Annotated in this window: 9 protein-coding genes, 4 tRNA genes and 1 rRNA gene; all 14 read left to right on the top strand. The window is 61.6% G+C overall.

Annotated features, from left to right (window positions below):
• A 5S ribosomal RNA gene (gene rrf / locus BLU17_RS34615) occupies positions 1-90 on the top strand; the annotation flags it as partial.
• A gap of 143 nt (positions 91-233) precedes the next feature.
• Positions 234-319, top strand: a tRNA-Tyr gene (locus BLU17_RS24915).
• Between the two features lie 40 nt (positions 320-359).
• A tRNA-Gly gene (locus BLU17_RS24910) sits at positions 360-433 on the top strand.
• Between the two features lie 16 nt (positions 434-449).
• Positions 450-524 (top strand) — tRNA-Thr (locus tag BLU17_RS24905).
• Positions 525-633: 109 nt separating this feature from the next.
• Positions 634-1,824, top strand: coding sequence for an elongation factor Tu (gene tuf, locus BLU17_RS24900; protein WP_012402197.1), 1,191 nt, complete (start codon positions 634-636; stop codon positions 1,822-1,824).
• Between the two features lie 70 nt (positions 1,825-1,894).
• Positions 1,895-1,970: transfer RNA gene (locus tag BLU17_RS24895), tRNA-Trp, on the top strand.
• A gap of 37 nt (positions 1,971-2,007) precedes the next feature.
• Positions 2,008-2,388: a preprotein translocase subunit SecE gene (gene secE / locus BLU17_RS24890; protein WP_092002789.1), complete on the top strand. Its 381-nt coding sequence runs from the start codon at positions 2,008-2,010 to the stop codon at positions 2,386-2,388.
• A 1-nt stretch (position 2,389) separates the two neighbouring features.
• A complete protein-coding gene (gene nusG / locus BLU17_RS24885) occupies positions 2,390-2,947 on the top strand; it encodes a transcription termination/antitermination protein NusG (RefSeq protein ID WP_028208939.1) in 558 nt (185 codons plus the stop codon).
• A 191-nt stretch (positions 2,948-3,138) separates the two neighbouring features.
• Positions 3,139-3,570 carry a 50S ribosomal protein L11 gene (gene rplK, locus BLU17_RS24880; RefSeq protein ID WP_090541963.1) on the top strand — a complete coding sequence of 144 codons (432 nt, stop codon included), beginning with the start codon at positions 3,139-3,141 and terminating at the stop codon, positions 3,568-3,570.
• On the top strand, positions 3,571-4,266 hold the full coding sequence (gene rplA / locus BLU17_RS24875; RefSeq protein ID WP_092002786.1) for a 50S ribosomal protein L1: 696 nt from the start codon (positions 3,571-3,573) through the stop codon (positions 4,264-4,266).
• Between the two features lie 311 nt (positions 4,267-4,577).
• Positions 4,578-5,075, top strand: coding sequence for a 50S ribosomal protein L10 (rplJ, locus tag BLU17_RS24870; RefSeq protein WP_092002783.1), 498 nt, complete (start codon positions 4,578-4,580; stop codon positions 5,073-5,075).
• A gap of 66 nt (positions 5,076-5,141) precedes the next feature.
• Positions 5,142-5,516, top strand: coding sequence for a 50S ribosomal protein L7/L12 (gene rplL / locus BLU17_RS24865; protein WP_092002781.1), 375 nt, complete (start codon positions 5,142-5,144; stop codon positions 5,514-5,516).
• A gap of 364 nt (positions 5,517-5,880) precedes the next feature.
• A complete protein-coding gene (gene rpoB / locus BLU17_RS24860; RefSeq protein WP_092002776.1) occupies positions 5,881-9,987 on the top strand; it encodes a DNA-directed RNA polymerase subunit beta in 4,107 nt (1,368 codons plus the stop codon).
• 21 nt (positions 9,988-10,008) lie between these two features.
• Positions 10,009-14,259, top strand: coding sequence for a DNA-directed RNA polymerase subunit beta' (gene rpoC / locus BLU17_RS24855; RefSeq protein ID WP_092002773.1), 4,251 nt, complete (start codon positions 10,009-10,011; stop codon positions 14,257-14,259).
• The last annotated feature ends 24 nt before the right edge of the window (positions 14,260-14,283 follow it).

Genomic DNA, 14,283 nt, shown 5'->3' with positions numbered 1-14,283 from the left:
CCACCCCTTCCCATCCCGAACAGGACCGTGAAACGACTCCACGCCGATGATAGTGCGGATTGCCCGTGTGAAAGTAGGTAATCGTCAGGCTCCTCCACCTGCAAAACCCCGGCCCTCAAAAGCCGGGGTTTTTGCTTTTTTGCTCTCACTATAAGTGAGAGCGTTGTGGGTTTGGCGCCGAATAAAGTGCTTGACACTTATCGGATGTCCAACCATAATCATCAGTTCTCTGCGGAGGGGTGCCCGAGTGGCTAAAGGGGGCAGACTGTAAATCTGTTGGCTTACGCCTACGTTGGTTCGAATCCAACCTCCTCCACCAGAATTCAGCTGTAGTTAAGTGTCGGGAATCGGCAATCCTTGCGGGTGTAGCTCAATGGTAGAGCAGAAGCCTTCCAAGCTTACGACGAGGGTTCGATTCCCTTCACCCGCTCCAGCGAAATGAAGTAATTGCCCATGTGGCTCAGTGGTAGAGCACTCCCTTGGTAAGGGAGAGGTCGGCAGTTCGATCCTGCCCATGGGCACCAGCCGGTATCTAGCGAGCCTCCGAGGCCTCGCATCGAGCAGGCAGCAGCAAGCCAGTGATTGTTTGCGCGCCCCGCGCAACGTACGGAAAAATCCTCTTAGGAGTCGAAAATGGCCAAGGGTAAGTTTGAGCGGACCAAGCCGCACGTGAACGTGGGCACGATCGGTCACGTTGACCACGGCAAGACCACGCTGACGGCAGCGATCACGACGGTTCTGACCGCGAAGTTCGGCGGCGAGGCGAAGGCGTACGACCAGATCGACGCAGCGCCGGAAGAAAAGGCGCGCGGCATCACGATCAACACCGCGCACGTCGAGTACGAAACGGCCAACCGCCACTACGCACACGTCGACTGCCCGGGCCACGCCGACTACGTGAAGAACATGATCACGGGCGCCGCGCAGATGGACGGCGCGATCCTGGTGTGCTCGGCCGCCGACGGCCCGATGCCGCAGACGCGCGAGCACATCCTGCTGGCCCGTCAGGTTGGCGTGCCGTACATCATCGTGTTCCTGAACAAGTGCGACATGGTCGACGACGCCGAGCTGCTCGAGCTGGTCGAAATGGAAGTGCGCGAACTCCTGTCGAAGTACGACTTCCCGGGCGACGACACGCCGATCATCAAGGGTTCGGCGAAGCTGGCGCTCGAAGGCGACAAGGGCGAGCTGGGCGAAGTGGCGATCATGAACCTGGCCGACGCGCTGGACACGTACATCCCGACGCCGGAGCGCGCGGTTGACGGCGCGTTCCTGATGCCGGTGGAAGACGTGTTCTCGATCTCGGGCCGCGGCACGGTGGTGACGGGTCGCGTCGAGCGCGGCGTCATCAAGGTCGGCGAGGAAATCGAGATCGTCGGTATCAAGCCGACGGTGAAGACGACCTGCACGGGCGTGGAAATGTTCCGCAAGCTGCTCGACCAGGGTCAGGCAGGCGACAACGTCGGTATCCTGCTGCGCGGCACGAAGCGTGAAGACGTGGAGCGCGGCCAGGTGCTGGCCAAGCCGGGTTCGATCACGCCGCACACGCACTTCACGGCGGAAGTGTACGTGCTGAGCAAGGACGAAGGCGGCCGCCACACGCCGTTCTTCAACAACTACCGTCCGCAGTTCTACTTCCGTACGACGGACGTGACGGGCTCGATCGAGCTGCCGAAGGACAAGGAAATGGTGATGCCGGGCGACAACGTGTCGATCACGGTGAAGCTGATTGCGCCGATCGCGATGGAAGAAGGTCTGCGCTTCGCAATCCGCGAAGGCGGCCGTACCGTCGGCGCCGGTGTCGTCGCCAAGATCATCGAGTAAGTTTTTGCCAGTCTCGTTGATCGACTGAGTGGTTTCGGGGTTGGCGATGCCGCCAACCCCAAAATGGTTTAGGGGTATAGCTCAACTGGCAGAGCGTCGGTCTCCAAAACCGAAGGTTGGGGGTTCGATTCCCTCTGCCCCTGCCAACTTCCCGCGCTACGGCGCGTTGTTCTTTAAGGTGTTATGGCGAATCCTTCCGTCGAAACTGTTAATACTTCCAGCGACAAGCTGATGCTTGGGGCGGGTGTATTGTTGGTTGTGGCCGGGTTCGTAGGGTTCTACTGGCTCGGTAGCCAGGAGTGGTATGTCCGCGGTGCGGCGCTCGCAGTGGGCGTGATCGCGGGGGTGGTAGTCGGTCTTCTCTCGGCGCCTGGCAAGAGCTTCATCGCATTTGCCAAAGACTCGTACAAGGAAGTTCGCAAGGTCGTCTGGCCGACTCGCAAAGAGGCCACGCAAACGACGCTGGTGGTCTTCGGTTTTGTGCTGGCAATGGCCATCATTCTGTGGGTTTGCGACAAATCCATCGAGTGGGTGATTTTCTCGGCGATTCTGGGTTGGAAATGATATGAGCGATACACCGGCATCCCCGAGCGGAAAACGTTGGTATGTAGTGCACGCCTACTCCGGCATGGAGAAGAGCGTGCAACGTGCGCTTCAGGAGCGCATCGAACGTGCTGGCATGCAGGACAAATTTGGCCAGATCCTCGTGCCGACTGAAGAAGTGGTCGAGGTGAAGGGCGGTCACAAATCGGTGACCGAGCGTCGTTTCTTCCCGGGCTACGTCTTGGTCGAGATGGAAATGACAGACGAAACGTGGCACCTCGTGAAGAACACGGCCAAGGTGACTGGTTTCGTCGGCGGGGCGCGTAATCGCCCGAGCCCGATTTCGCCGCGCGAAGTCGAAAAGATCATGTCGCAGATGCAGGAAGGCGTGGAGAAGCCGCGCCCCAAGACCCTGTTCGAAGTCGGCGAGATGGTCCGCGTGAAGGAAGGTCCGTTCACGGACTTCAACGGCAGCGTCGAAGAAGTCAACTACGAAAAGTCGCGTGTCCGGGTCTCCGTCACCATTTTCGGGCGTGCCACGCCGGTCGAGCTCGAATTCGGCCAGGTCGAAAAGCTGTAAATCGAATACGACGGATCGTGCCTTAGGGTGCGGTCCGCTTTCCGCGCTTACGGTCCGCGTAATGGCCGTAGAGGAGCGCCAGTAGTCCGGTCGGCTGTAAATGCTGCGCAAGCTGTTGACACAGCGAAGATTGCGGCGAACGCGCGCTATCACTCACCAGAACGCTCACGCGTTCCAAAGAGGTTTTCAACATGGCAAAGAAAATCATCGGCTTTATCAAGCTGCAGATTCCTGCAGGTAAAGCCAACCCGTCGCCGCCGGTCGGTCCGGCACTCGGTCAGCGCGGCCTGAACATCATGGAGTTCTGCAAGGCATTCAACGCGCAGACTCAAGCGATGGAGCCGGGTCTGCCGGTCCCGGTCGTCATCACGGCATTCGCAGACAAGAGCTTCACGTTCGTCCTGAAGACGCCGCCGGCTACGGTTCTGATCAAGAAGGCAGCGAAGGTCGACAAGGGTTCGAGCAAGCCGCACACCGACAAGGTTGGCAAGATCACCCGCGCGCAAGCCGAGGAAATCGCCAAGACCAAGATGCCGGACCTTACGGCAGCCGATATGGACGCAGCGGTTCGCACGATCGCTGGCAGCGCCCGCTCGATGGGCATCACCGTGGAGGGCGTGTAAATGGCTAAGGTTTCCAAGCGTCAACAGGCTCTGGCCGCCAAGATCGACCGCCAGAAGCAATACCCGATCGGCGACGCGCTGTCGCTCGTGAAGGAGTGCGCCACGGCGAAGTTCGACGAATCGATCGACGTTGCAGTGCAGCTCGGCATCGACGCGAAGAAGTCGGACCAGGTCGTTCGCGGCTCGGTCGTTCTGCCTGCGGGCACCGGCAAGTCGGTCCGCGTCGCGGTGTTCGCGCAAGGCGAAAAGGCTGAGCAGGCCAAGGCAGCCGGCGCAGAAATCGTCGGTATGGAAGATCTCGCTGAACAGATCAAGGGCGGCAACCTGAACTTCGACATCGTGATCGCTTCGCCGGACACGATGCGCGTCGTCGGTACGCTCGGCCAGATCCTCGGCCCGCGTGGCCTGATGCCGAACCCGAAGGTCGGCACCGTGACGCCGGACGTGGCGACCGCGGTCAAGAACGCGAAGGCTGGTCAGGTGCAATTCCGTGTCGATAAGGCCGGTATCATCCACGCGACCATTGGCCGGGCGTCGTTCGAGCCGGCAGCGCTGCGCAGCAACCTTGACGCGCTTCTCGACGCGCTGAACAAGGCAAAGCCGGCGACGAGCAAGGGCGTGTACCTGCGCAAGATCGCGGTGTCGAGCACGATGGGTGTTGGCGTTCGCGTCGACCAGACGTCGCTCGCAGCGTAATAGTTATGCCGCGTTGGGCCCCCCAAAGGGGTGCAGCGCGGGTTTAAAGGGCTTTGGGCGGTTGTGAAGCGGCAGTCTGCGCGGCACAACCGGTTGTCAAAGACCGTTGGCGGAAGTGCAGCAGTTGGGCGCGTCCTTAATGCAAAGCCAACGCAGATGGCGAACCCGAAAAAGTTTTGAAGTGCTGATGTGAGCGGAAGCGGGCGGTAACGCCCGGCGATGCAAGCTGATTTACTCCGGACTGGTCGGTCGCCGTTGTTGAACGCGGCATCTGGCGCGAGAGCGTTGAATGTCGAATCTGGAGGTTAACCGTGCCACTGAACAAAGAAGGTAAGCAGGCCGTCGTGGCTGAAGTCTCCGCGCACGTCGCGAAGGCTCAGACCATGGTGCTGGCCGAGTATCGTGGAATCGCGGTTGGCGATCTGACCAAGCTGCGCGCGAAAGCGCGCGAGCAGCAGGTGTACCTGCGCGTGTTGAAGAACACGCTGGCGCGTCGCGCTGTCGAAGGTACCCCGTTTGCTCCGCTGGCAGAGCAGATGACTGGCCCCCTGATCTACGGCATCTCGGAAGATGCCATTGCTGCTGCGAAGGTCGTCAATGACTTCGCGAAGGGCAATGACAAGTTGGTCATCAAGGCTGGTTCCTACGAAGGCAAGGTGATGGATAAGGCAGGCGTGCAAGCGCTGGCCAGCATCCCGAGCCGCGAAGAACTGCTCTCGAAGCTGCTGTTCGTTATGCAGGCTCCGGTTTCCGGTATGGCGCGCGCTTTGGCCGCGCTGGCGGAAAAGAAGCAAGCCGAAGCTGCTTAATAGCGAACACGAGCGGGCGAGAAGGATCGCTAGCTGTTTCCGAATTCAAATCTGGAGTAATTTCAAATGGCAATCGCAAAAGAAGACATCCTCGAAGCCGTTGGCGCGATGTCGGTTCTCGAACTGAACGAACTGGTCAAGGCATTCGAAGAGAAGTTTGGCGTGTCGGCAGCTGCTGTGGCAGTCGCTGGCCCGGCAGGCGGCGGCGCTGCTGCTGCTGCTGAAGAGCAGACCGAATTCACGGTCATCCTGGCTGAAGCCGGCGCGAACAAGGTGTCGGTCATCAAGGCCGTTCGTGAACTGACGGGTCTCGGCCTGAAGGAAGCGAAGGACCTGGTCGACGGCGCACCGAAGCCCGTGAAGGAAGCGGTGCCCAAGGCTGCTGCTGAAGAAGCGAAGAAGAAGCTGGAAGAAGCCGGCGCGAAGGCTGAAATCAAGTAAGTTTCAGCGCGCTGTGCGAAGGCTGGCGGTTTTTACACCGCCGGCCTTTTTGTGCTTTGTGGGTTCTGCGTTTTTGTGTTCGATTTTGACGAGTCGGAGGCGGGAATGTGGAACCCAGAAGCCAAAGAAAACCGTCTTTCGCTGCGAGGATTCATCGTGGCGGGCGGCGATTCTCTTTGTCTTCTGAAGCGACTGCAGAAGGCAAGTTTGGTCGGGCAGCGGGCACGTTATGACAAGCCGAAATCCGTTGCCGTCAGCCAGCGGTTGGTAGAGGCCAACCACCAAGCTTCCAGGGCTCGCGAAGCCATCGGGTCTCAGTCGGTGAACACTCGGGTCGTCCTACCCGCCGTGATTCGGAGATCGTATGCACTATTCCTTCACCGAGAAGAAGCGTATTCGCAAGAGTTTCGCGAAACGCCCCATCGTTCACCAGGTTCCTTTCCTGCTGGCTACCCAGCTTGAATCATTCAGCACGTTTCTGCAAGCAGAAACGCCGACTGTGCAACGCAAACCGGAAGGTCTGCAGGCAGCGTTTTCGTCGGTTTTTCCTATTGTTTCCCATAACGGCTTTGCTCGTCTAGAGTTCGTGAGCTACATGCTCTCGCCGCCGGCATTCAACATCAAGGAATGCCAGCAGCGTGGCCTCACGTACTGCTCGGCGCTGCGCGCCAAGGTCCGTCTCGTCCTGCTCGACAAGGAATCGCCGAGCAAGCCGGTCGTGAAGGAAGTGAAGGAGCAGGAAGTGTACATGGGCGAAATTCCGCTCATGACGCCGACCGGTTCGTTCGTCATCAACGGCACCGAGCGTGTCATCGTCTCGCAGCTGCACCGCTCGCCTGGCGTGTTCTTCGAACACGACAAGGGCAAGACGCACAGCTCGGGCAAGCTGCTCTTCTCGGCCCGTATCATTCCTTACCGCGGCTCGTGGCTCGACTTCGAATTCGACCCGAAGGACGTGCTGTATTTCCGCGTCGACCGTCGCCGCAAGATGCCGGTCACGATCCTGCTGAAGGCCATCGGCCTCACGCCGGAACAGATCCTCGCGAACTTCTTCGTGTTCGACAACTTCTCGCTGATGCAGGAAGGCGCGCAGATGGAGTTCGTGCCGGAGCGTCTGCGCGGCGAAGTCGCGCGCTTCGACATCAGCGACCGTGACGGCAAGGTCATCGTCCAGAAGGACAAGCGGATCAACGCGAAGCACATCCGCGACCTCGAAAACGCGAAGACCACGTATATTTCGGTCCCCGAAGATTATCTGCTCGGCCGCGTGCTGGCGAAGAACGTCGTCGACGGCGATACCGGTGAAGTCATCGCGAACGCGAACGACGAAATCACCGAAAGCGTGCTCGACAAGCTGCGCGAAGCGAAGATCAAGGACATCCAGACGCTCTACACGAACGATCTGGACCAGGGTCCGTACATCTCGTCGACGCTGCGTATCGACGAAACGGCCGACAAGATGGCCGCGCGCATTGCGATCTACCGCATGATGCGTCCGGGCGAGCCGCCGACCGAAGAAGCGGTCGAGGCGCTGTTCAACCGCCTGTTCTACAGCGAAGAAGCGTACGACCTCTCGAAGGTGGGTCGTATGAAGTTCAACCGCCGCGTGGGCCGCGACGAAATCGTCGGCCCGATGACGCTGCAGGACGACGACATCCTCGCGACCATCAAGATCCTCGTCGAGCTGCGCAACGGCAAGGGCGAAGTGGACGACATCGACCACCTGGGCAACCGTCGCGTGCGCTGCGTGGGCGAACTCGCGGAGAACCAGTTCCGCGCGGGTCTCGTGCGCGTCGAGCGCGCGGTGAAGGAACGCCTCGGCCAGGCCGAAAGCGAAAACCTGATGCCGCACGACCTGATCAACTCGAAGCCGATTTCGTCGGCGATTCGCGAGTTCTTCGGTTCGTCGCAGTTGTCGCAGTTCATGGACCAGACCAACCCGCTCTCGGAAATCACGCACAAGCGCCGTGTTTCCGCACTGGGCCCGGGCGGTCTGACGCGCGAGCGCGCAGGCTTCGAAGTCCGCGACGTGCACCCGACCCACTATGGCCGCGTGTGCCCGATCGAAACGCCGGAAGGTCCGAATATCGGCCTGATCAATTCGCTCGCGCTGTACGCGCACCTGAACGAATATGGCTTCCTCGAAACGCCGTACCGCAAGGTCGCGGACGGCAAGGTGACCGACCAGATCGACTACCTCTCGGCGATCGAAGAAGGCCGTTACGTGATCGCGCAGGCGAACGCGGCCGTGGCCGAAGACGGCACGCTGACCGACGAACTCGTCTCGTCGCGTGAAGCCGGCGAAACGCTGATGGTCACGCCGGACCGCATCCAGTACATGGACGTGGCGCCGTCGCAGATCGTCTCGGTTGCTGCCTCGCTGATCCCGTTCCTCGAGCACGACGACGCGAACCGCGCACTGATGGGCTCGAACATGCAGCGTCAGGCCGTGCCGTGTCTGCGTCCGGAAAAGCCGGTCGTCGGTACGGGCATCGAGCGCACCGTCGCGGTCGACTCGGGCACGACGGTTCAGGCGCTGCGCGGCGGCGTGGTGGACTACGTCGACGCGGGCCGTATCGTGATTCGCGTGAACGACGACGAAGCGGTGGCGGGCGAGGTTGGCGTCGACATCTACAACCTCATCAAGTACACGCGTTCGAACCAGAACACGAACATCAACCAGCGTCCGATCGTGAAGATGGGCGACAAGGTTGCGCGCGGCGACGTGCTGGCCGACGGCGCGTCGACCGATCTGGGCGAGCTCGCGCTCGGCCAGAACATGCTGATCGCGTTCATGCCGTGGAACGGCTACAACTTCGAAGACTCGATCCTGATCTCGGAGAAGGTCGTGGCCGACGACCGCTACACGTCGATCCACATCGAAGAACTGAACGTCGTGGCTCGCGACACGAAGCTCGGACCGGAAGAAATCACGCGCGACATCTCGAACCTCGCGGAAGTGCAGCTTGGCCGTCTCGACGAGTCGGGCATCGTGTACATCGGCGCGGAAGTCGAAGCCGGCGACGTGCTCGTGGGCAAGGTCACGCCGAAGGGCGAAACCCAGCTCACGCCGGAAGAAAAGCTGCTGCGCGCGATCTTCGGCGAGAAGGCGTCGGACGTGAAGGACACGTCGCTGCGCGTGCCGTCGGGCATGAGCGGCACCGTGATCGACGTGCAGGTGTTCACGCGCGAAGGCATCCAGCGCGACAAGCGCGCGCAGCAGATCATCGACGACGAACTGAAGCGCTATCGCCTCGATCTGAACGACCAGCTGCGTATCGTGGAAGGCGACGCGTTCCAGCGTCTCGCGCGTATGCTCGACGGCAAGGTCGCGAACGGCGGTCCGAAGAAGCTCGCGAAGGGCACGAAGATCGATCAGGCTTACCTGAGCGACCTCGACCACTACCACTGGTTCGACATCCGCCTCGCGGACGAAGAAGCGGCGGCGCAGCTCGAAGCGATCAAGAACTCGATCGAAGAAAAGCGTCACCAGTTCGATCTGGCGTTCGAAGAGAAGCGCAAGAAGCTCACGCAAGGCGACGAACTGCCGCCGGGCGTGCTGAAGATGGTCAAGGTGTACCTCGCGGTGAAGCGCCGCCTGCAGCCCGGCGACAAGATGGCCGGCCGTCACGGCAACAAGGGCGTCGTGTCGAAGATCGTCCCGATCGAAGACATGCCGTACATGGCCGACGGCCGTCCGGCAGACGTCGTGCTGAACCCGCTCGGCGTGCCGTCGCGGATGAACGTGGGTCAGGTGCTCGAAGTGCACCTCGGCTGGGCCGCGAAGGGTCTCGGCTGGCGTATCGGCGAAATGCTGCAGCGTCAGGCGAAGGTTGAAGAACTCCGTGCGTTCCTCACGAAGATCTACAACGAGTCGGGCCACAAGGAAGACCTCGACAGCTTCGGCGACGACGAGATCCTCGAACTGGCGAAGAACCTGCGCGAAGGCGTTCCGTTCGCCACGCCGGTGTTCGACGGTGCGACCGAAGAGGAAATGTCGAAGATGCTCGATCTCGCCTATCCGGACGATATCGCGCAGAACCTCGGCATGACGAAGTCGAAGAACCAGGTGCGTCTGTACGACGGCCGCACGGGCGAAATGTTCGAGCGTACGGTCACCGTGGGCTACATGCACTACCTGAAGCTGCACCACCTTGTCGACGACAAGATGCACGCGCGTTCGACGGGTCCGTACTCGCTCGTCACGCAGCAGCCGCTGGGTGGCAAGGCGCAATTCGGTGGTCAGCGCTTCGGTGAAATGGAAGTGTGGGCGCTCGAAGCGTATGGCGCTTCGTATGTGCTGCAGGAAATGTTGACGGTGAAGTCCGATGACGTGACGGGCCGGACGAAGGTGTACGAGAACCTCGTCAAGGGCGACCACGTGATCGACGCGGGCATGCCGGAATCCTTCAATGTGCTGGTGAAGGAAATCCGCTCGCTCGGCATCGACATCGACCTCGACCGCAACTAATCGGACTACGGAGAGAAGGCAATGAAAGCTCTGCTCGATCTATTCAAGCAAGTCCAACAAGAAGAAGTTTTCGACGCGATCAAGATCGGTCTGGCCTCGCCGGACAAGATCCGGTCGTGGTCGTTCGGCGAAGTGAAGAAGCCGGAGACCATCAACTACCGTACCTTCAAGCCGGAACGGGATGGTCTGTTCTGCGCAAAGATCTTCGGGCCGATCAAGGACTACGAGTGCCTGTGCGGCAAGTACAAGCGCCTGAAGCACCGTGGCGTGATCTGCGAGAAGTGCGGCGTGGAAGTCACGCTCGCCAAGGTGCGCCGCGAGCGCATGGGCCACATCGAACTGGCCTCGCCGGTCGCGCACATCTGGTTCCTGAAGTCGCTGCCGTCGCGTCTGGGCATGGTGCTCGACATGACGCTGCGCGACATCGAGCGCGTGCTGTACTTCGAAGCGTACGTGGTGATCGAACCGGGCATGACGCCGCTGAAGGCGCGGCAGATCATGACCGAAGAGGATTACTACAACAAGGTCGAGGAATACGGTGACGAATTCCGCGCCGAGATGGGCGCGGAAGGCGTGCGCGAACTGCTGCGCGCGATCAACATCGACGAGCAGGTCGAGACGCTGCGCACCGAGCTGAAGAACACCGGCTCGGAAGCGAAGATCAAGAAGTACGCGAAGCGCCTGAAGGTGCTCGAGGCCTTCCAGCGTTCGGGCATCAAGCCCGAATGGATGGTGCTCGAAGTGCTGCCGGTGCTGCCGCCGGAACTGCGTCCGCTCGTGCCGCTCGACGGCGGCCGTTTCGCGACCTCGGACCTGAACGACCTGTATCGCCGCGTCATCAACCGTAACAACCGGTTGAAGCGTCTGCTCGAACTGAAGGCGCCGGAGATCATCGTCCGCAACGAAAAGCGGATGCTCCAGGAAGCCGTCGATTCGCTGCTCGACAACGGTCGTCGCGGCAAGGCGATGACGGGCGCGAACAAGCGTCCGCTGAAGTCGCTCGCCGACATGATCAAGGGTAAGGGCGGCCGCTTCCGTCAGAACCTGCTGGGCAAGCGCGTGGACTACTCGGGCCGTTCGGTCATCGTGGTGGGTCCGACGCTCAAGCTGCATCAGTGCGGCCTGCCGAAGCTGATGGCGCTCGAACTCTTCAAGCCGTTCATCTTCAACAAGCTGGAGACGATGGGCGTCGCGACCACGATCAAGGCCGCGAAGAAGGAAGTCGAGAACCAGACGCCGGTGGTGTGGGACATCCTCGAAGAGGTGATCCGCGAGCACCCGGTCATGCTGAACCGCGCGCCGACGCTGCACCGTCTCGGCATCCAGGCTTTCGAGCCGGTGCTGATCGAAGGCAAGGCGATCCAGCTGCACCCGCTCGTCTGCGCGGCGTTCAACGCCGACTTCGACGGCGACCAGATGGCCGTTCACGTGCCGCTGTCGCTCGAAGCGCAGATGGAAGCGCGCACGCTCATGCTCGCGTCGAACAACGTCCTGTTCCCGGCCAACGGCGATCCGTCGATCGTGCCGTCGCAGGATATCGTGCTCGGCCTCTACTACGCCACGCGTGAAGCGATCAACGGCAAGGGCGAGGGCATGACGTTCACGGGCGTGTCGGAAGTGCTGCGCGCCTACGAGAACAAGGAAGTCGAGCTGGCTTCGCGCGTGAACGTGCGCATTACCGAAATGGTCCACAACGAGGACAAGTCGGAAGGCGCACCGGCGTTCGTGCCGAAGATCTCGCTGTACGCGACCACGGTCGGCCGCTCGATCCTCTCGGAAATCCTGCCGCCGGGCCTGCCGTTCACCGTGCTGAACAAGCCGCTGAAGAAGAAGGAAATTTCGCGGCTCATCAACACGGCGTTCCGCAAGTGCGGTCTGCGCGAAACGGTGATCTTCGCCGACCAGCTGATGCAGTCGGGTTTCCGCCTCGCCACGCGCGCCGGCATTTCGATCTGCGTGGACGACATGCTCGTGCCGCCGCAGAAGGAAACCATCGTCGGCGACGCCGCGAAGAAGGTGAAGGAATACGACCGTCAGTACATGTCGGGTCTCGTCACCGCGCAGGAACGCTACAACAACGTGGTCGACATCTGGTCGGCGACGTCGGAAGCGGTCGGCAAGGCGATGATGGAGCAGCTCGCGACGGAACCGGTGGTGGACCGCGACGGCAAGGAAACGCGTCAGGAATCGTTCAACTCGATCTACATGATGGCCGACTCGGGCGCGCGGGGTTCCGCGGTCCAGATCCGTCAGCTGGCGGGGATGCGCGGCCTGATGGCGAAGCCGGACGGCTCGATCATCGAAACGCCGATTACCGCGAACTTCCGCGAAGGTCTGAACGTGCTGCAGTACTTCATCTCGACCCACGGCGCACGTAAGGGTCTGGCGGATACGGCACTGAAGACCGCGAACTCGGGCTACCTGACGCGTCGTCTCGTCGACGTGACGCAGGATCTCGTGGTGGTCGAGGACGATTGCGGCACGTCGAACGGCGTGGCCATGAAGGCCCTCGTGGAAGGCGGTGAAGTCGTCGAAGCGCTGCGCGACCGGATTCTCGGCCGCGTCGCGGTGGCGGACGTCGTCAATCCGGAATCGCAGGAAACGCTGTACGAAGCGGGCTCGCTGCTCGACGAAGATGCGGTCGAAGAGATCGAGCGTCTGGGCATCGACGAAGTGCGCGTGCGCACGCCGCTCACCTGCGAAACGCGCTACGGCCTGTGCGCGGCCTGCTACGGCCGCGACCTCGGCCGCGGTTCGCGCGTGAACGTCGGCGAAGCGGTCGGCGTGATCGCGGCGCAGTCGATCGGCGAACCGGGCACGCAGCTCACGATGCGTACGTTCCACATCGGCGGTGCGGCGTCGCGTGCGGCGGTGGCCTCGTCGGTGGAAGCCAAGTCGAACGGTACCGTGCGCTTCACGGCGACGATGCGTTACGTCACGAACGCGAAGGGCGAGCAGATCGTCATCTCGCGTTCGGGCGAAGCCATCATCGCCGACGACCACGGCCGCGAGCGCGAGCGTCACAAGGTGCCGTACGGCGCGACGCTGCTGCAGCTCGACGGCGCGGCGATCAAGGCCGGCACGCAGCTCGCGACGTGGGACCCGCTCACGCGCCCGATCATCACCGAGTACGGCGGTACGGTGAAGTTCGAGAACGTCGAGGAAGGCGTGACCGTGGCCAAGCAGATCGACGACGTCACGGGTCTGTCGACCCTCGTCGTGATCGACGCGAAGCGCCGCGGCTCGCAGGCTTCGAAGAGCGTGCGTCCGCAGGTCAAGCTGATCGACGCGAACGGCGACGAAGTGAAGATTCCGGGCACGGAGCATTCGGTGCAGATCGGCTTCCAGGTCGGCGCGCTGATTACCGTGAAGGACGGTCAGCAGGTGCAGGTGGGTGAAGTGCTCGCACGTATCCCGACCGAAGCGCAGAAGACGCGTGACATTACCGGCGGTCTGCCGCGTGTGGCGGAACTGTTCGAAGCACGTTCGCCGAAGGACGCCGGCATCCTGGCGGAAGTCACGGGTACGACGTCGTTCGGCAAGGACACGAAGGGCAAGCAGCGTCTCGTCATCACGGACCTCGAGGGCAACCAGCACGAGTTCCTGATCGCGAAGGAAAAGCAGGTGCTGGTCCACGACGGTCAGGTCGTCAACAAGGGCGAAATGATCGTGGACGGCCCGGCCGATCCGCACGACATCCTGCGTCTGCAGGGTATCGAGGCGCTGTCGCGCTACATCGTGGACGAAGTGCAGGACGTGTACCGTCTGCAGGGCGTGAAGATCAACGACAAGCACATCGAAGTGATCGTGCGTCAGATGCTGCGCCGCGTGCAGATCGTCGACAACGGCGATACGCGTTTCATTCCTGGCGAACAGGTCGAGCGGTCGGACATGCTCGACGAAAACGACAAGATGAACGCGGAAGACAAGCGTCCGGCAACGTACGAGAACGTGCTGCTCGGTATCACGAAGGCCTCGCTCTCGACCGACTCGTTCATCTCGGCGGCATCGTTCCAGGAAACGACCCGCGTGCTGACCGAAGCGGCGATCATGGGCAAGCGCGACGATCTGCGCGGGCTGAAGGAAAACGTGATCGTCGGCCGTCTGATTCCGGCCGGTACCGGTCTCGCGTTCCACAAGGCGCGCAGGGCGAAGGAAATGTCGGATCGCGAGCGTTTCGACCAGATCGCAGCGGAAGAAGCGTTCGAGTTCGGTACGCCGGAAACCCCGGCCGCCGAGCAGCCGCAACAGCCGCATACGACGGACGAGTAAGCACGGGGCGGCGCAAGCCGCCTC

Source organism: Paraburkholderia lycopersici (assembly GCF_900096975.1).
Taxonomy (GTDB): domain Bacteria; phylum Pseudomonadota; class Gammaproteobacteria; order Burkholderiales; family Burkholderiaceae; genus Paraburkholderia; species Paraburkholderia lycopersici.
Note: the sequence above shows the minus strand (reverse complement) of the source record. Positions and strands in the feature narration are given on the sequence as shown.